Origin of the sequence: Nostoc sp. CMAA1605 (genome assembly GCF_021596505.1) — a bacterium.
Lineage (GTDB): Bacteria > Cyanobacteriota > Cyanobacteriia > Cyanobacteriales > Nostocaceae > Trichormus.
The window spans coordinates 168140-185865 of record NZ_PJIZ01000002.1; the positions used below are offsets into that span (position 1 = coordinate 168140).

The window sequence follows — 17726 nt, forward strand, 5'->3', positions numbered from 1 at the left end:
GTGAGTTATCGTCTTTTCTAGAATTAATTAAAATAGGCGATCGCTACTCTCTAAGAGTGGTAAAAAAATTTATCTTTCCTGACAATCCTATAACCCTATACCCCTACACCCCATTGCAACAAGATTTCGCTGGAATGGTCACAACACCGCAATAAATCATTACACTGAGAGTTAGTTGCCTGTCTGGGATGGATATCCTGTAGAAACATGACTGAACAGAATATGAGAATTGTTATCCTTGGTGGAGGCTTTGGTGGTCTCTACACAGCTTTGCGTTTAAGTCAATTACCTTGGGAATCTCAGCAAAAACCCGAAATTGTCTTGGTAGACCAAAGCGATCGCTTCCTATTTTCCCCCTTATTGTACGAATTACTCACCGGAGAACTACAAACTTGGGAAATCGCCCCTCCTTTTACAGAACTATTAGAAGGTACAGGGGTACGCTTTTATCAAGCTGTGGCTTCTGGAATTGACATTGACCAAAAACGAGTACATCTACAAAACGGCCCAGAAATTCCCTATGACCGCCTAGTATTAGCGTTAGGTGGAGAAACACCCCTAGATTTAGTTCCAGGTGCAACATCCTATGCTTACCCCTTCCGCACCGTCAATGATGTTTATCGCCTAGAAGAACAACTGCGAATTTTAGAAGAATCCGATGCGGAGAAAATTCGTGTTGCTATTGTCGGAGGTGGTTACAGTGGGGTGGAATTAGCTTGTAAATTAGCAGATAGACTCAAAGAAAGAGGCCGTTTCCGCCTCATTGAAATTAGCGACCAAATTTTAAGAACTTCCCCAGAATTTAACCGTGAAGCCGCCAAGAAAGCTTTAGAAGCACGGGGTGTATTTATCGACTTAGAAACCAAGGTTGAATCTATTACTCAAGACACCATCTCCTTGGAATACAAAAATCAAGTAGATACCATCCCTTACGATTTAGCGATTTGGACTGTCGGGACAAAAGTCGCACCCGTTGTGAGAAACCTGCCTTTAAAACAAAATCAGCGTGGTCAAATCACCACCGATACAACCTTACAAGTTCTTGACCATCCAGAAATTTTTGCTTTGGGAGACTTAGCCGACTGTCTAGATGCAAATGGTCAACAAATCCCCGCTACAGCCCAAGCGGCTTTTCAACAAGCAGACTACGTAGGGTGGAACATCTGGGCTTCTTTGACACAACGTCCCCTCCTACCCTTCCGCTATCAACAGTTAGGGGAAATGATGGCACTAGGCAAAGACAACGCTACCTTAACAGGTTTAGGAATCAAATTAGATGGTTCTCTAGCCTATGTTGCGCGTCGTCTGGCTTATTTGTATAGAATGCCCACATTTGATCATCAGCTCAAAGTAGGTTTTAATTGGTTAGTTCGTCCTATTATAGAAACAATTTCTGCTGTGACTAATGACTAATGTACGGGCGGGTTTAACCAAAATATCTGTTTGACAATGTGAATCTCTCACTGAACCCGCCCCTATTGACTATTGACTCAGCAATTGCTCCTAATCAAATTAAAATCTATTGTTAGCAAGTTTAATGGAAAGACCCAAAGTTATTTTTTTAGATGCGGTGGGTACACTGTTTGGTGTTAAAGGCAGCGTCGGTAAAATTTATAGTCAGTTGGCACTAGAATTTGGTGTGGAGGCTTCCCCAGAAGTTTTAGATCAAGCCTTTGTGCAGAGTTTTAAAGCTTCACCACCACCAATCTTTCCTGATACGGAATTAGAAGATATTCCCCAAAAAGAATTTGAATGGTGGCGGGCGATCGCTGTTAATACTTTTGAAAGTGCTGGTATTATCAATCAATTTGCTGACTTTTCTAGTTTTTTTAGCGAACTGTACATTCACTTTGGAACAGCCGAACCTTGGTTTGTTTACCCTGATGTTGTCCAATCCCTGAGTAACTGGAAACATTTGGGAATTGAACTAGGCGTGTTGTCTAACTTTGATTCTCGGATTTATTCAGTCTTACAAGCGTTAGATTTGAGTCACTTTTTCCAGTCTGTGACAATTTCCACCCAAGTAGGCGCAGCCAAACCCCATTTCAAAATTTTTGTAGCTGCACTAGAAAAACATGATTGTTCCCCTGCATTAGCGTGGCATATTGGCGACAGTATTGTAGAAGATTATCAAGGAGCAAAAGCAGCTGGGTTAAGAGGGATTTGGATTAATCGGGAAAAAGGTCAATAGTCAATAGTCAATAGTCAATAGTCATTAGTCAACAATTACCACTCATTACTCAGCACTCAGCACTCATTACTCATCACTCATTACTCATTACTCATTACTCATTACTCATTACTCATTACTCAGCACTCACCCTGGTAAAAAAACCGTAAACACTGACCCCCTGGGTTGATTGTTTTTGACGGTGATTGTACCGCCGTGGGCTTCAATGGCCATTTTGCAAAATGCTAATCCTAAACCTAATTGAGACACTTCTGGCATGAGTGTTCCCACTTCGTATTTTTCAAAGATAATTTGTTTAGCTTCGTCGCTGATTCCTACACCAGAATCAGCAATCTGAATCATGACACTTTCTGGTCTACAATCATTCGTCTGCAAGATAACTTGAGAGTTTTTCGGGGAAAATTTGACAGCGTTGGATAATAAATTATCTATGACTCTACGAAATATCAACGCATCTATATTCAGATGAATATGGGGTTGGGGAAAGTTGCTAATCAACTGGAGATTTTTTTGAGTTGCGATCGCTTCAAAACTATTTAATGCTGATAAACATAAACTTACTAAATCAACATTAGTATAATTTAGTACCATTTTCCCTGACTCTAGTTTAGCCATGATCATTAAGTCATCAATCAAGGCTTGCAGTTGTTGTACGGAATTGACAATCTGCTCAACTTTGGTTTTCTGTCTCTCTGGGGGAAAATGAGGTAACTGGAGAATTTCGGTAGCTAGTAAAATCGAGGTCAGGGGATTACGCATATCATGCAGGATCATCTTCACCATGTCTTCTCGAAGATTTAGCAATGCTTGTAAGTCGTCATGCTGACGCTTGATGCGTAGCATAGAGTTGACCCTGGCACGCAACTCCAGTCCATTGACTGGTTTACTGATAAAGTCATCTGCACCTGCGGCCATACATCTGACCATATCTTCCTTTGCTGTCAAGGCTGTCACCATAATTATGGGAATATACTGCCATTGGCTATGGGATTTGATGTGTTTACAGACTTCTATCCCGTCTACATCGGGCATCATCACATCTAATAAAATCACATCTGGTTGTACAATTTTGAGGCGTTCTATAACTCGTTGACCACTAGCAGCATAGTTTAATTCATAACCCTCGTTAAAAAGTAGGGCTTCAATTACGTCAAAGTTATCTGGTTCATCATCAATAACTAAAATAGAAGGCTGATTGTCCATTTAATAATACGTGTTTACTTTGATAGCAAGTTTTGGATTATACCTGTAAGCTCCCGCAGTTTCACTGGTTTGTTTACATAATCATTTGCCCCTGCTTCGAGGCATTTTTCGCGATCGCCTGGCATAGCTAAAGCTGTTAATGCAATTATGGGAACATCGACTAATTTCTGATATTGACGAATGCGGCGGATGGCTTCTAAACCATTGATTTCTGGCATTTGAATATCCATCAAGATCAAACTGGGATTTTGAGATACAGCTAAATCAACGGCAGTCTGTCCGTTGGTTGCTAAGAGCAGCCTGTAACCTCTACTTTCAAGATAGCTAGAAATTGTTTCAGTGTTGGATTGATTGTCTTCTGCTAAAAGAATTAGTGGTGATTTTGAGGCTAATGATTTAGGATTTGATAGGCTCTCTAAGCCTAATTGTACATCCGCTTTAGCTGTGGGCAAAGTTAATTTTTGGTCTAAGTAAGGTAAACGCACCGTAAAACAACTACCTTTACCTACTTCGCTACTGACAGTTACATATCCACCATGTAGTTCTGCGATTTGACGCACTAAAGCTAGTCCTAATCCAGTACCCGTGTACTGACGATTCAGACGACTGTCAATCTGCACAAAGGATTGGAAGAGTTTATCCATATCTTCTGGGGCAATCCCAATACCTGTATCAATGACTGAAAAGCTCACCCAGTCTGCGTTTTGCTTTCTCCCGATGCCAACAACACTATTCCCATTCAGGGAATTTTGGATTCTGCTTTCTTCAATTCTTTCTCGCCTCACAGCTAAAATCACAGAACCGCCTGCGGGGGTAAATTTCACTGCATTATTGAGTAGATTAATTAAAACCTGTCGGATGCGGCGTTCATCGACAGCAATATTCCTGATGGTATTTTGAATATTGAGTTTGAGTTGAATTTGCTTTTGATGTGCTAGTTGTTTTACGAAGGTCAGACTAGACTCACATAAATAACAAACAGACACAGACGTAACTTGCAGTTCTAGTTTGCCCGCTTCGATTTTGGCTAAATCCAGAATATCATTAATTAATTCTAGTAAGTGTTTACCACTACGTTCGATAGTCAATACAGCACGTTTTTGTTTATCAGTAATTTCTCCAAATACTCCTTCTAGCAACCCTTCCGACATTCCCAAAATGGCGTTTAGGGGTGTGCGGAGTTCATGACTCATACTGGCGAGGAATTCGTCTTTGTGGCGAGTGGCGCGGGCTAATTCTGTGTTGACACCAAGGAGCTGTTCATTAAGCATAGACAAGGCTACTTCTGCACGTTTGCGATCGCTCAATTCAATTTGCACTTGTTGATAGAGGTCGGCTTGCTGAATCGCCACAGATAATTGGCTAGCAATTTGTTGGAGTAAGTTAGCTTCATCGGATTGCCATTGACGCTTGCTTGAACAGGAGTGAACACTGATCAATCCCCAAACTCTGGGAGAGTTATTTTCTACTTGCTGGACGATGGGCGCAACAATTTTGGATTTGACTTGCGTTTGTTCCATGAATTCCACAAGACAATCACCCCAATCACCATGCTGCGGATCTTTAACGATACGAACGTTACCGTCACGGTAAAATTCATAACACTCTGGGGGAAAACATTTATTTTCCCACAATATACTTTCAATAATGGGATATTCTGGCACAACCGATTCTTCTAGAACTACCCCTGACCCATCGTTCATGAGGCGAAAAATTAAGGCGCGGTCAGCTTGAAAGGTCTGTCTAACTTCATTAACTGCGGCTTTGAGAATGACTTGCAAATCTAGGGATTGACGAATATGTTGTGTAATACTTCTAAGTAGTCGTTCGCGCTGTGCTTGTTTTTGGAAGATTTCTTCGGCTTGTTTGCGGTCACTAATATCTTGAACTGCACCAATTAAATATTGTGCTTCTTCAGCTAGCGATCGCACCAGGGACACTGTCAAATATACCCAAATAGTATGTCCTTGTTTGTGTAGATAGCGTTTTTCCACAGCATAGGTAGCAATTTCTCCCGCCAACAGACTCTGCATATACTGTTTGTCAACACTCAGGTCTTCAGGATGAGTAAATTGCTTGTAGCTGGCACCCAACAATTCTGCTTCTGTATACCCAGTAATTTCACCAAATTTTTGATTAATTCTGATTAAATTACCCTGAATATCGGCTTCTACCATCCCCACATTTGCTTGTTCAAAGGTGGCGCGGAAGCGGGCTTCACTATTTTGCAGTGCGGCTGTGCGCTGAGTAATTTTGACTTCTAGTTGTTCATTGAGTTTTTCTAAGGCGGTTGTGGCGCGTTGGCGGGCTAATTCGGCGGCAGCGCGGGCTGCAAATACTTGTAATGTGGTTTTGATGCGTTCTGGTTCTTCAAGGGGGCGTGTATCGAGAATACAGAGGTTGCCAATCACAACACCATCATTATCCCGTAGGGCAATGCCTAAGTAACTTTCGGCTTGCATTGCGGCTAGATATGGATCATCAGGAAATTCTTGGGTGATCTGGTTGGGGCAGTAATATATGCCCTCAATTAGTGACTTTTCACAGGGGGTAGAGGTGATGCTGTAAGTCATGGGGGGTTGCAATTCCCCATAGGCACAAGACCCCAACGCCTGGAGACGATCGCCAATGAGTTCTAAGACGAATACATAAGGTACATTCAGTGCCTCGGCAGTATACCGCACTAAGGCGGGAAAAAACTCTGAACCTGTGACCGTAGCCGTACCTTCTACGAGGGTGCGTAAGGATTCTTCTGCGCGTTTACGGGCAGTGAAGTCGGCAGCAGTGCCAATCAACCGATAAATTCGCCCACTTTCCTCTGTTAAGGGTTTGAGGGTGACTAATAACCAATAGCTACAATTTGTGTGATGGTTAGTAAAGTACCCTTCAAAGGAAAAAGGTTCTCCGGTGGCGACGCAAGCATCATACTTTTGACAGAGTGATTGTCCGATGGCTTCTCCAAACAGTTCTTTCGGTGTTTTACCCTGTGCTTCTACTCCCGAAACACCACAAAAACGTTCAGCCACCGGATTCCAGCCTCCGTAACGGTACTCACCTTGGGGATCGATCTCTACTGTGAAAATGGCTTGTTCTACATATTCATAGACAGCCCGCAAAAAACTTTCACTTTTTTCGAGGGCGATGACTGCACGTTGGCGTTCAATGGCAATACCAGCCAGGTAAGCGGCTAGCGTTATGGTTTCTATATCAGTTGGTTGGGGTGTTTTGACTTGGTGATAGTACACAGCAAATGTCCCCAAGGCCTGACCATTGCTGGCGATAATTGGTGCAGACCAACAAGCGCGTAATCCATTATTCAAAGCTATATCGCGGAAATCTTGCCACAGTGGATCATTAGCAATGTCTGAGACAATTACTAGCTGTCGGCGATAGGCCGCAGTTCCACAAGAACCGATACCATCGCCAATGACTACGCCTTCAGTCAAATTAATATAATCATCCGGCAAATTCAGCGATGCTTGATGACGCAAGCGATTTTCTTCATCGATTAACAAAATCCGAAATAAAGCCCCATCGAATTGTTCTGTGAGACTAGCTATCAGGATATTTAAGACATCTGCTAACGGTTCGCCTCTAGCAATGCGGGCTAGCAGACTATTGTGCATTTCTAATTGTTTTTCTATGCGTCTATATTCACTGATATCTGTTAATTTACCAACGTAGCCAGTGAAATTATCTGTGCTGTCGGTTCCCCTTGTCGCTTTTGCTAAGACCCAAGTGATTTTACCAGTTGGTGTTTGTAATCGACATTCTGTTGCAAAGGGTTGTTGATGGGCAACGCTACTGCACCATTCCCGCAGGACGCGATCGCGATCTTCAGGATGCAAAGCCTGTAACCAATTTGTTCCTAATACATCTTGCAACCGCAACCCTGTCATTTGTTCCCATTTGGGATTCACATACTGATAATTCCCCTGAAAATCGATCAGAAATATCCCATCAGGGGAATTTTCGGCCAGCATGGAGTAACGACAGGTAGTTTCACAGGGTGCGCTTGTGTAGGTGCCTGGATATGCTGTGATTTGACTGTTGGTATCAAAATTAGTGCGATCGCGAAGATACAAACCATGCAGTAAGTGATCACAGGTCAGTAACCCAACTAGTTGATTGCAATCATCAACTATCGGTAAATAACGCAGGCTGTGTTGACTAAATAGTTTTAGTATTACGGTAAAATTACTTAAATCAGAATACTTCAGAGTGATGACAGGCTGAGTCATCACTTCTACCATCTTCATCTGAGTAAGGTTACACCCTTGTATATGTCTACGGATAATATCTTGCTCTGTCCAGATACCCAGAATTTGGTTATCTTCCATGACCAGTACACAACTAGTTGGTGGTGTTTTGACCCCAGATTTAGCTGTATCTAAAGTTGATGACGAACAGCCTGTGGTGAGCTTATCCATCAAACTTAAGGCTTCAACGACTGGTGTCTGGGGAGTAACCACTAAAGGCTGACAAATCAGCTTTGTCAAGAGGGTAGCTTGATCATCTTCAGCCACAGCACTTTGTTGGGTATTCATTAGCATAACCGCTTTTTTATATACATAAAATTTAGCAATGATTAAGTATTTCCATGTAAGTTTTTTCTATGTTTATGGTTGACAATTCATATAGTAATTGATACCAAAGCATTTCTGAAGGCAAGGTTAGTTTATGAATATTAGAGCGATCGCCCTAGCAACTATTTTAGGCATTTCTGCACCAGCCATCATGGATGTAGCAGTAAATCATCAAGCTGTGGCGGCTTCATTTGATTATCCAGTAGGAGAGTTTGTTGATAACGACTGGAGTGTAACTTTATCTTTGCAAGGTAATGTTTATTACTACTATGGGCAGAATCGTAATAATGGGTCTAGTATTAGCCTTGGTGGAGCGAGAGTTTCTGGTAATCAACAACGCCAAGTTTATACCTGGAATAATAATGGCACAAGGTATCAAATTGCTTGGCGACCAAATGATCCTTACTTTATCCGTGTGCAAGTAATTGGTCGTAACGGTCGAGTGATTTTAAATCGCTTACTCCAAGCCCAACCAAATTAATTTTTATCTATCCTTTAATAGAGGTCAAAATATTTCTCCAGGGTGCTAAAAGTTCACTAAATCAGTTGTTACAATCACCGCAACCATTTAAAAGTTACTCAATCGGTGTTAGTTATGACTGATGAAGTGAAACCAAATCCTAGTGAAGCTACTACCCATGATGCACAGTTATTAGCTGAAAGTATAGATAGTGGTGAAGCGAAAGCCCCACAGGTTGATTTTGATGCTGATTATGCAGCAGCACAGCAATTGAGTGCAGGTGTGGATGTGGAAGCAGTTAATCTACCAGAAGATAAAACACCTCAACCTGAAGCCACAAAAACTGAAGCTCAAACTACAGGAAATCCTGAAGACTACTTAGAATTAGCTAAGGAAGTCGGTGCTTCCAAAAATGAAGCCGTCACTCAAGTTAGTGATGATTTAGTACAAAAGGCTATAGATATGGGTCAAGCAAAAAAATAGTCATTAGTCATTAGTCATTAGTCATGGCTAGTGACTAAACCCTTTCCTCGTCCCCAGTCCCCAATACTTCGACAAGCTCAGTACAAGTCCCCAATCCCCAATCCCCAATCCCTTAAAATAACTAACAACTTTGGACAACTGATAGCAATTCACTAGGGTGGTGAATAATATAGTCTGGGTTTTGTTTCGCGAGAACTTCGGGAGAATTAAATCCCCAAGTCACTGCAATAACTTTAATATTCGCTTTTTTTGATGCTTCAATATCTCTGGTTTCATCACCTACATAAATTACTGCTTGAGGTTGGAGTTGTTTCTGTTTAAGAACGTTATTAATAATAGTAGTCTTACCAAAAATGGTTACGCCTGAATAGATAAAGTCAAATACACTATCTAATTCATGTATTTTGAGGAATGCGGTAACGTTATCTTGGGAATTAGATGTAATAATTCCCAATTGATGACCATCTGCTTTGAGTTCTCCTAAAGATTGTTTAATGCCAGGGATTGGACGCAATTCCTGGATTTTGCTTTTTAATTCAAATTTGACTTTCTTGACAAGAAAAGGAATTTTAAACAGGGAAATTCCTGAATATTTAATAATTTCTCTTGATGATAAATTTCTGAGGAGGGTTAATTGTTCTGGTGTAATTTGGACATAGCCAAATTCCACTGCTAAACGGTTGGCAATACTGACGAGTGCATCTACTGTGTCGGCAATCGTGCCATCAAAATCAAAGATAATTGCTTTCTGTGTCATTATGTTGTCTGGATGCGTCAAGATTAGCACGAGCATTCCGTCTTAACATTTCTGGCTTAATCCGCCGCAACGCTGATGCCGGAAATCTTTTTTCCCACTCCTCATTAGAGATTTGCGCTAATTCTATCAGCTGAGGAGCAATATTTTCAGGATACGGCTGAAAATCAGCCACGTCCGTAACTTTTGCAAATCGTTGATTCCAAGGACAAACATCCTGGCAAATATCGCACCCCGCTACCCAACCTTGCATCCGAGTGGCGATCGCCTCTGGTAATTTTTCTGCCCGATTCTCTATGGTATGGTACGCTATGCAGCGATTAGCATCCACTACAAATGGTTGGGTAATTGCTCCAGTGGGACAGGCTTCTAAACAACGGGTACAACTCCCACAATGTTCTGTGTGGGGGCGATCGCTTTCTAGTTCCAAATTTGTCAGCACTTCACCTAAGAATACCCAAGAACCATACTCTCTAGTAATCACATTGCCATTTTTCGCAATCCAGCCAATTCCAGCCTGTTGCGCCCAAACTTTATCTTGAATAGGGCCGGTATCTGCATAGTAGCGGGCTTGAATACTAGGATCTAGTGATTGCAACCAGGTACTTAAGGCCTTGAGTTTTTTCTGCATCACTTTGTGATAGTCCCTCCCCCAGCCATAACGGGAGATTTTGGCGTGTTCTTCACCTTGGGGACGTTGGTGTGGGGTGTAGTAGTTGAGTGCGACACAAACAAGCGATCGCGCTTCGTCCATAACTAATTTTACATCCTGGCGTTTTGGGTTATTCATCCAAGCCATATCCGCGTGATAACCCATGCTTATCCAAGCTTGCAACCTTTCGGCTTCTGTATTGTTACGCTTGTTTACAGTAGCAATGCCAACTTTGTGAAAACCTAGCTCTATGGCTTTCTCTTTTACCAAACTGCTGGTAACTACGGAACAGTAGTCCATTTCTCTAACCAAAATTTGCCAAAATAGTGGCTTACCGATTATACCTAAGCTAGTCAAGACTTGGGTTCAATATTTCTTACTCACTGCATTTGTAAATTTTATTTGCGTTTTGTAAAAAAATGATGCAATATGTGAATCAAGAGGTAAAGCCACCAGAGTGATGCGAGCCTCCCACTGAATCGCAATATAATTCAAACCATCAACTGTGGTGCCATTATGACATTCACTTCTGATTCCGCTTCAACTCGTTTGACTAACATCCAGGCTGATGCTGTGGGTTCTACTACTGCTGTATTTCAAAGCCTCAGCGTAGATGACCAGTTAGCCGTTTTGTGGTACGCCTACACTGAAATGGGACGTTCCATCACACCAGCTGCTACAGGTGCGGCGCGCTTGCAGTTAGCGGAAGGTTTATTAAATCAAGTCAAGCAAATGAATCATGCACAGCAATTGCAATTCATGCGTGACTTAGTTGCTCAGAAAAATACTCAATTCACCCGTTCTTACGGTATTCTCACTACTAACACTAAGCTAGCTTTTTGGTACGAACTTTCGGAATTGATGGTGAAAGGTATTGTTGTACCTGTTACCGCAGAGTATAGAATCTCCCGTGATGCTTCTCAAGTATTAGAATCATTAAAACAATTAGACTTTGGTCAGCAAATTACAGTGTTGCGTAAAGTAGTAGCTGATATGGGTGTTGACCCCTTAGCGTAGTAGATTTCTGAGTATAAATCCAGTCTCTGAACATCAAATATCTTTGTAATCTATATCTTCTCAATGTCAAAGCAGTTTTGTTCCCAGGCTATAGCTTGGGAACAAATCTTTCTTGAGTCAGATTTTTTACTGCAAAATTCACGCCGACAGCAGCTTTTTTTATATTTGTGTATTAAGTCTAATAGTTTTTAGCTAATTTTATTTTGAATTGATTCATGAAGGTGGTTTTATGAAAGTCGCTGAATCTTCAACTAGTCAAATTCCTGGAATTAAAGAAACTCCGATTATTGAGTATTTTAAAAATTTAAACGCAGGTAAATTTAGCACAACAGCCGCTTTATTTACTCCTAAAGGTGTGATGAATCCACCGTTTGAATCCGCTATTGTAGGGCAGGATGCGATCGCAAGATATCTGCAAAAAGAAGCTCAAGATGTCAAAGCTGAACCCCAGCAAGGAATTTCCGAAGCTTTAAAGGACGGTTATACACAAGTACAAGTTACGGGTAAGGCTCACACCTTCTGGTGTAGTGTCAATGTCATGTGGTTATTTACTCTTAACCCACAACAGCAAATCACTCACGCTCAAATTAAACTCCTCGCCTCACCCCAAGAGTTAGTAGCTATGCGTCCTCCAGAAAAATAGCCGTAATTAAGACGCAGCCAGAGTTGCTGCTAGGGAACGCATCAATAATTTTCTGCCTAATTCTACATCTGATGGCGCACATTGCCAATCTGGGTGTGCTGTCATCAATAAACTATCGAGAGTTTCTTGATCAAATAAATGCCAAACGGGAGAGCCGTTAACTTCTGCTGCTAGGGCGTAGCAATTCATACCTACACAATGGATTGTACAACTGGCAGCAGCTCTTGTGAAAGTCATTTGTTCTCCTGGTTGGAGAGCGCGAAACTGAGACATGATTTGCCTTAACTCACCAACAGAAGCAGCCACTAACCCAGGTAACGCCACGGTTAAGTTATTATTTCCATTCACTGCTAGCCAATAATGGCGGCTGGGATCAATTCCTTCTAACCAAGGTGATTCGTCATCAAGGCGGTAACGTGGTGATAAGCAAAATAAGGCTGCCATAGGTGCAATCATGTTTTGAGGGAATTCTTATGCTTTCACGTTGCGATCGCGGCAACTGTGATACTAGCTTTGGTATATTCTCAGTATTCGATAACAAATACCTATAAATCAAATAAATTTTGCAAAAGTTATTAAAGTAATTAACATTTCTCAACAAAACACTATGGGTGTTTGCTGGCGATCGTTGCTTGGTTGCTATGATGACATTTGAAAACCTTGCACTGTAGTTAAATTTAATAAATATTTTCTGATTCTTTCCACGAAAGCATTAAGTTTTGTAGCCAACGCGAAAATCAGTTTTTGAACTGATCCCGAACTCAGGTTAAAATTTACACTGTTATATTTATGACCGCATTCCCTAAATATATTCCCCAATCTGACCCACCGCTTCCGGCGTGGGAAACCCTGCCCACGATGTATGATTTACCAAGCGACAACCCAGAGGAACCAGGTTTGCCAGACGACTTTCACTTTTTACAACCGATACTTTTATACTTAACCTTCCAACCTATTAACTGGAATCCCGAATTAGTTTATTGTGCAGCTGACCTCAATCTTTACTACGATGTTGAGCATCCCTTATGGTACAAACGCCCCGATTGGTTTGGTGTCGTGGGAGTATCAAAACTCTACAAAGGTGAGGATTTGCGTTTAAGTTACGTGACTTGGCAAGAACCAGCAAATCCCTTTGTCGTCGTGGAGTTATTATCCCCAGGCACAGAAGACGAAGATTTAGGTAATCTTCCCACAGTGAAAGATAAACCCCCTAGCAAATGGGAAGTTTACGAACAAATTCTGCGAGTTCCTTACTATATCGTGTTTAGTCGCTACACCAATGAACTCAGAGCATTTCAGTTAGTTGGTGGTCATTATGAAGCGATAACTTTAACTGACGGACATATCTCTATGCCAGAGTTAGGTTTAAGCTTGGGTATCTGGCCAGGAGTATTCCGAGGTATTGATAGGTTATGGTTACGCTGGTTTACCTTAACGGGTGAATTAATACCTGAACCCACCGAGGAAGCAGAACAAGCCAAAAGAAAAGCCGAAATTCTGGCAGAACACTTACGACAATTGGGTATCAATCCTGATGAGTTGGTTTAATGAGAGATTAACCTGTAGATAGAAAAGACCAAACCTTAATCATGGCAGACCTAGCAAACAAAGCCATTCAACAGGTACAACGCTTTGTGCGAACTCTATTAAAAGATAATATCCCCAAACAAAAAGTTAAGCCTGAAGATATTGAACCAATCATTGAAGCTTTAACTACGGGACGCGTTACCCATGACTATCCTATCACCGTAGAAGAAGCCACAGAAATGGGGCTGCCCGTTACCGTCGGACTGCCCCGTTCCATATACGAACTGATGGATTTATATCCACAACCACAAGGCGGTAGACCTACAGTGCAGTATATCCCCATGCCTTATGATGACCGTCGCCCAATTTTGCCTACACCCAAAGGTAGACCAATGGAAGAACAAAATCAGATTTCCTGATGATTAGGGTGTAGTTGTTGGTGTAGCACTTGGTGTTGGGGTTGCGGTAGCAGTTGGTGTTGGTGTCGGTTTAGTTGTGGGGGTTGCAGTTGGTTTAGTTGTGGGTGTCGGTTTAGTTGTGGGGGTTGCAGTTGGTTTTGATGTTGGTGTAGCCGTTGGTTTCGTGGTTGGGGTTGCAGTTGGTTTTGATGTTGGTGTAGCCGTTGGTTTCGTGGTTGGGGTTGCAGTTGGTTTTGATGTTGGTGTAGCCGTTGGTTTCGTGGTTGGGGTTGCAGTTGGGGTAGGTGTTGGCTTACTACCTGGCTGATTAATAATGTTTTTCGCTTCTTGATCTAACTTTTGGCGCAGTGCCAAATTAGCAATCCCAGTTTCCTGCAACTGATTTTTTTTCTGATATTCTTTGACTAACTCTTCTGTGCGGGAACTGTAAAATTGGTCACGAGGAAGAGGATTTTTAGGCTTCAGAACAGCGTTCAAATTCCCCTGTAGAACCTGCATAATGGTGGCAGCAAAATCTTGGGTTTGTGGCCCTGCTATACCATCGACAGTTAGCTTATATCCTTTTTGGAATTCACTGATTGCTTTTTTGGTTTCCGCATCAGTGAGGGGGCCATTTGTGACTTTGACGTTGTAACCTAATCCCCGCAATACAGCACGAAATTCTTGGGGTGTATAGTTACGTTGGCGGGCGGCAAAGGTTGTATTTGAAATTACAACACTAGCAGTAATTAAACAAGCAGCACCGATAATCATGCTTGATTTTCCAAACCCACACCACATATTTCACACTCCTTAAGAAATTAAATGAGCATTATAAACGTTAGCAGAAAAATATTATATTTCTTTAGATTATTTTTTAATCATTCATAATTTCTGATCAACACAATTTACATTGACAAAATTAACCCGTCATGAAAAAACGGCAGCAGACAGTATTTAAAAGGCAAGAAAATACTGTCTTCTACCGTATAGGGATGAGTATTCTGTGTTTAATGAGAACTACTTATAGGAATGAACTCATAATAGATTCTCTATTGACTACCTTGATCATAGTTAAGTTAGAATCTTTGGTTATAGTGTATAATTTGCAACTTAAAAATGTCCAGTCAAAAAACTTCTAAGAAGTCCAGCTTATATTTTGAAAGACTAATGGCAACTCTTGCCACTTTGAATCTCTGCTTAGTTCTGTTCGATTTGAGCTATGTACCTTGGCGAGCTTTCTATTTACAGAAAGTTCCCCAACTGACTAAAATTTATGATGTCATCAAAGGTATTGAACCACACCGAGAAACCAAAGAATATTTAGATACGGTCAATGCACTAGAAGCACAAGTTACTCAAACAGGGTTAGTTTCACCAGCAGCTAAAGCTAAATTAGAGGAACTGAACCGCTTAAGTAGTGAAATGATTGATACTAACCCGTTTGCAGGTGCTAACAAGACGGGTAATTTAGAAAAAATCAAAAATCGTATCCGTGATCGCATCGGTAAAGACTCAGCCAAACAGTCCTTTGCCACCTTTTGGAGTCAACCATATTTAGCCCAAAATGGTTGGCAAAAAGAAATCACATTTTTTAACCAAAAAATCCGACCATTAATTGCCACTAATTACTACCGTCAAATAGGTGAAAGTGGTGAATTTGTAGATATATTTTGGTTAGTAGATTTACCTTTTGTTTTAATATTTGGTCTAGAATTTATGACCAGAGTATTTTATATTAAACGTCGCCATCCTAGCTTTACATGGTTCAACGCAATTTTGTGGCGATGGTATGACATATTTCTCTTAATACCCTTTTGGCGATGGCTAAGAATAATTCCGGTAATTATACGTTTAGACCAAGCAGAAATATTAGATATTCAACCATTAAATAAACAGTTACACCAAACGGTAGTTGCTAACTTTGCCGAAGAAATTACAGAAGTAGTAGTAATTCGAGTCATCAACCAGATGAAGCTTTCTATTGAGCAAGGCGAGATGGTTCGGTGGCTCTTACAGAAAGAAAATGTACGTCCATATATAGATATTAATGACATCAACGAAATTGAAGCGATCGCAGGGCTTTTAGTCCAAACAATTGTCTATCAAGTATTACCCAAAATTCAGCCAGAACTCAACGCCATTTTAGTTCATAACATCGAAACTGTTATGCAACAAGTTCCTCTATCTCAGAACCTCAAAAATCTACCTGGAGTGGCAAAAATTCAAACTCAATTTAGCGAACAACTAGCAACTCAACTCACCACCAATCTTCACAAAGCAATAGTCAATGCAGTAGAAGATCCTGTTGGTGCAAAACTCACCAATAAACTTATAGAAAGTTTCAGCCAAGCGTTAGGTACAGAAATACAACAAAAACAAGTCATCAATCAAATCCAAAGCCTATTAGTAGACTTCCTAGAAGAAGTCAAACTCAACTATGTACAGCGTTTATCCCAAGAAGACATCGAACAAATCTTAGAACAAACTAGAAAAATCAAAACCCAACCACCTATTCAGCCAGTAGTGAAACAGGGTACTCTGCCGGATACGAGGTATTAGGGACTGGGGAATCGGGAATCGGGAATCGGGAATGGAGACAAGGTAGATTTCTACTTCCATCCCAATACCCAATGCCCAATGCCCAATAACTAATGACTGTTGACTGTTGACTGTTGACTAATGACTAATGACTATTGACTATTGACTATTAGAGAAATGCGCTACACTCAGATTAGAGGCGAACCAGTGTTGGTTCGCCACAATACTTCTTGGAAGATATCTCTATCGCAGGAAGTGGGTTGAAGCCCACTTTTTTTATTGGTTGCACACATGGTTCATCCTCTAGTTCCACAAATTACAGATTTAGCCTTGCCAGTAGCAGAACAACTGGGATTGGAAATCGTTGGCATAGTGTTTCACACTAACCAACGTCCACCAGTCTTGCGGGTAGATATCCGTAATCCTTTGCAAGATACTGGTTTAGATGATTGTGAGAAAATGAGCCGTGCGCTAGAAGCAGCCTTAGATGTAGCGGAGATTATTCCAGATGCTTATGTTTTAGAAGTTTCTAGCCCTGGCATTTCCAGGCAATTAGTGACTGACAGGGAATTTATCTCATTTAAAGGTTTTCCTGTAATTGTCTCCACTTCTCCATCCTACGAGGGACAACAAGATTGGAACGGTCAACTAATCCGCCGCGATGAAACAAAAGTTTACTTAAATCAAAAAGGTCGTGTATTGGAAATTCCTCGCTCTCTAATTACCAGGGTACAGCTAGATGAGCAGCGATAACTAGGGATCTGGGACTAGGTATTAGGGACTAGGGACTAGGGACTGTAGAGGTTCAAAGCCGCAAGCTAGGGCTAGAGTAAAACTTTGCTCTAATCCCAATTGTCTAATGCTTAATTTTTATTCTTTCCCAGTCTCCAGTACCCAATACTCAGTCCCCCACTATATAAAGGAGATTACTTATGTCAATGGTTAGTTTACCAGGATTGAAAGATTTAATAGAAAGTATTAGTCGTGAGCGTAATTTACCCCGCCTAGCAGTACAATCAGCCATTAGAGAAGCACTTATTAAAGGTTATGAACGTTACCGCCGCGCGCAAAATCTAGAACGTCGGCAGTTTGATGAAGATTATTTGATAACTTTGAAGTGGAACTAGATATTGATAGTGAAGGGTTTCGCGTCCTTTCCACAAAAACCATTGTGGAAGAAGTAAGTAATTCCGATCATCAAATATCCTTAGATGAAGTGCAGCAAGTAGCACCAGAAGCCCAGTTGGGAGACTCTGTAGTGTTGGATGTTA

15 protein-coding genes and 2 pseudogenes are annotated in these 17726 nt (G+C 41.2%); 11 read left to right on the forward strand and 6 right to left on the reverse strand.

Features of this window, described 5'->3' with window-relative positions; translation table 11 throughout:
- Window positions 1–207 precede the first annotated feature (207 nt).
- Together CV014_RS01660 and CV014_RS01665 are read left to right on the forward strand one after the other, a co-directional pair.
- On the forward strand, window positions 208–1413 hold the full coding sequence (locus CV014_RS01660; RefSeq protein WP_236140420.1) for an NAD(P)/FAD-dependent oxidoreductase: 1206 nt from the start codon (window positions 208–210) through the stop codon (window positions 1411–1413).
- 124 nt (window positions 1414–1537) lie between these two features.
- Window positions 1538–2191 carry an HAD-IA family hydrolase gene (locus CV014_RS01665; RefSeq protein ID WP_236140421.1) on the forward strand — a complete coding sequence of 218 codons (654 nt, stop codon included), beginning with the start codon at window positions 1538–1540 and terminating at the stop codon, window positions 2189–2191.
- A gap of 126 nt (window positions 2192–2317) precedes the next feature.
- Here CV014_RS01665 and CV014_RS01670 read toward each other — a convergent pair whose 3' ends face one another.
- Both CV014_RS01670 and CV014_RS01675 read right to left on the reverse strand, forming a co-directional pair.
- The gene (locus CV014_RS01670; RefSeq protein ID WP_236140422.1) at window positions 2318–3394 is read right to left on the reverse strand and encodes a hybrid sensor histidine kinase/response regulator; all 1077 of its coding nucleotides are present in this window, start codon (window positions 3392–3394) and stop codon (window positions 2318–2320) included.
- 14 nt (window positions 3395–3408) lie between these two features.
- Window positions 3409–7941, reverse strand: coding sequence for a PAS domain S-box protein (locus CV014_RS01675; protein WP_236140423.1), 4533 nt, complete (start codon window positions 7939–7941; stop codon window positions 3409–3411).
- A gap of 133 nt (window positions 7942–8074) precedes the next feature.
- On the opposite strand from CV014_RS01675, the gene CV014_RS01680 reads away from it, so the two are divergent.
- Window positions 8075–8461, forward strand: coding sequence for a hypothetical protein (locus CV014_RS01680; RefSeq protein ID WP_236140424.1), 387 nt, complete (start codon window positions 8075–8077; stop codon window positions 8459–8461).
- Between the two features lie 114 nt (window positions 8462–8575).
- The gene (locus tag CV014_RS01685; protein ID WP_236140425.1) at window positions 8576–8923 is read left to right on the forward strand and encodes a hypothetical protein; all 348 of its coding nucleotides are present in this window, start codon (window positions 8576–8578) and stop codon (window positions 8921–8923) included.
- 121 nt (window positions 8924–9044) lie between these two features.
- Here the strand turns inward: CV014_RS01685 and CV014_RS01690 are convergent, their stop codons facing one another.
- Both CV014_RS01690 and queG read right to left on the reverse strand, forming a co-directional pair.
- Window positions 9045–9680 (reverse strand): HAD-IA family hydrolase, encoded by a 636-nt coding sequence (locus CV014_RS01690; RefSeq protein WP_236140426.1) that lies wholly within the window; start codon window positions 9678–9680, stop codon window positions 9045–9047.
- The gene (gene queG / locus CV014_RS01695) at window positions 9655–10629 is read right to left on the reverse strand and encodes a tRNA epoxyqueuosine(34) reductase QueG (RefSeq protein ID WP_236140427.1); all 975 of its coding nucleotides are present in this window, start codon (window positions 10627–10629) and stop codon (window positions 9655–9657) included. The genes CV014_RS01690 and queG overlap by 26 nt, the downstream gene beginning before the upstream one ends.
- Window positions 10630–10845: 216 nt before the next feature.
- On the opposite strand from queG, the gene CV014_RS01700 reads away from it, so the two are divergent.
- Window positions 10846–11346, forward strand: coding sequence for an orange carotenoid protein N-terminal domain-containing protein (locus tag CV014_RS01700; RefSeq protein WP_236140428.1), 501 nt, complete (start codon window positions 10846–10848; stop codon window positions 11344–11346).
- A 229-nt stretch (window positions 11347–11575) separates the two neighbouring features.
- Window positions 11576–11989 (forward strand): ketosteroid isomerase family protein, encoded by a 414-nt coding sequence (locus tag CV014_RS01705; RefSeq protein WP_236140429.1) that lies wholly within the window; start codon window positions 11576–11578, stop codon window positions 11987–11989.
- A gap of 6 nt (window positions 11990–11995) precedes the next feature.
- On the opposite strand, the gene CV014_RS01710 is transcribed toward CV014_RS01705, so the two are convergent.
- A complete protein-coding gene (locus CV014_RS01710; RefSeq protein WP_236140430.1) occupies window positions 11996–12433 on the reverse strand; it encodes a hypothetical protein in 438 nt (145 codons plus the stop codon).
- Between the two features lie 345 nt (window positions 12434–12778).
- On the opposite strand from CV014_RS01710, the gene CV014_RS01715 reads away from it, so the two are divergent.
- The gene (locus CV014_RS01715) at window positions 12779–13537 is read left to right on the forward strand and encodes a Uma2 family endonuclease (RefSeq protein ID WP_236140431.1); all 759 of its coding nucleotides are present in this window, start codon (window positions 12779–12781) and stop codon (window positions 13535–13537) included.
- A 26-nt stretch (window positions 13538–13563) separates the two neighbouring features.
- Window positions 13564–13935, forward strand: a pseudogene (locus CV014_RS01720) (SDH family Clp fold serine proteinase); the annotation flags it as partial.
- A gap of 3 nt (window positions 13936–13938) precedes the next feature.
- On the opposite strand, the gene CV014_RS01725 reads toward CV014_RS01720, so the two are convergent.
- Window positions 13939–14715 carry a peptidoglycan-binding domain-containing protein gene (locus tag CV014_RS01725; protein WP_236140432.1) on the reverse strand — a complete coding sequence of 259 codons (777 nt, stop codon included), beginning with the start codon at window positions 14713–14715 and terminating at the stop codon, window positions 13939–13941.
- Between the two features lie 369 nt (window positions 14716–15084).
- On the opposite strand from CV014_RS01725, the gene CV014_RS01730 reads away from it, so the two are divergent.
- The 3 genes and pseudogenes from CV014_RS01730 to CV014_RS01740 form a co-directional block, all read left to right on the forward strand.
- Window positions 15085–16476, forward strand: a complete 1392-nt coding sequence (locus tag CV014_RS01730; RefSeq protein WP_442946877.1) for a hypothetical protein — start codon at window positions 15085–15087, stop codon at window positions 16474–16476.
- A 270-nt stretch (window positions 16477–16746) separates the two neighbouring features.
- Window positions 16747–17208, forward strand: coding sequence for a ribosome maturation factor RimP (gene rimP / locus CV014_RS01735; RefSeq protein WP_236140434.1), 462 nt, complete (start codon window positions 16747–16749; stop codon window positions 17206–17208).
- Between the two features lie 179 nt (window positions 17209–17387).
- A pseudogene (locus tag CV014_RS01740) lies at window positions 17388–17726 on the forward strand (NusA N-terminal domain-containing protein); the annotation flags it as partial.

Excerpts from the sequence above, each read along its gene's own strand:
- queG (WP_236140427.1), bottom strand. The coding sequence starts at position 10,629 with ATGGACTACTGTTCCGTAGTTACCAGCAGTTTGGTAAAAGAGAAAGCC.
- CV014_RS01665 (WP_236140421.1), top strand. The coding sequence starts at position 1,538 with ATGGAAAGACCCAAAGTTATTTTTTTAGATGCGGTGGGTACACTGTTT.
- CV014_RS01715 (WP_236140431.1), top strand. The coding sequence starts at position 12,779 with ATGACCGCATTCCCTAAATATATTCCCCAATCTGACCCACCGCTTCCG.
- rimP (WP_236140434.1), top strand. The coding sequence starts at position 16,747 with ATGGTTCATCCTCTAGTTCCACAAATTACAGATTTAGCCTTGCCAGTA.
- CV014_RS01705 (WP_236140429.1), top strand. The coding sequence starts at position 11,576 with ATGAAAGTCGCTGAATCTTCAACTAGTCAAATTCCTGGAATTAAAGAA.
- CV014_RS01675 (WP_236140423.1), bottom strand. The coding sequence starts at position 7,941 with ATGAATACCCAACAAAGTGCTGTGGCTGAAGATGATCAAGCTACCCTC.
- CV014_RS01670 (WP_236140422.1), bottom strand. The coding sequence starts at position 3,394 with ATGGACAATCAGCCTTCTATTTTAGTTATTGATGATGAACCAGATAAC.
- CV014_RS01700 (WP_236140428.1), top strand. The coding sequence starts at position 10,846 with ATGACATTCACTTCTGATTCCGCTTCAACTCGTTTGACTAACATCCAG.
- CV014_RS01680 (WP_236140424.1), top strand. The coding sequence starts at position 8,075 with ATGAATATTAGAGCGATCGCCCTAGCAACTATTTTAGGCATTTCTGCA.
- CV014_RS01725 (WP_236140432.1), bottom strand. The coding sequence starts at position 14,715 with ATGTGGTGTGGGTTTGGAAAATCAAGCATGATTATCGGTGCTGCTTGT.
- CV014_RS01730 (WP_442946877.1), top strand. The coding sequence starts at position 15,085 with ATGGCAACTCTTGCCACTTTGAATCTCTGCTTAGTTCTGTTCGATTTG.
- CV014_RS01710 (WP_236140430.1), bottom strand. The coding sequence starts at position 12,433 with ATGGCAGCCTTATTTTGCTTATCACCACGTTACCGCCTTGATGACGAA.
- CV014_RS01660 (WP_236140420.1), top strand. The coding sequence starts at position 208 with ATGACTGAACAGAATATGAGAATTGTTATCCTTGGTGGAGGCTTTGGT.
- CV014_RS01690 (WP_236140426.1), bottom strand. The coding sequence starts at position 9,680 with ATGACACAGAAAGCAATTATCTTTGATTTTGATGGCACGATTGCCGAC.
- CV014_RS01685 (WP_236140425.1), top strand. The coding sequence starts at position 8,576 with ATGACTGATGAAGTGAAACCAAATCCTAGTGAAGCTACTACCCATGAT.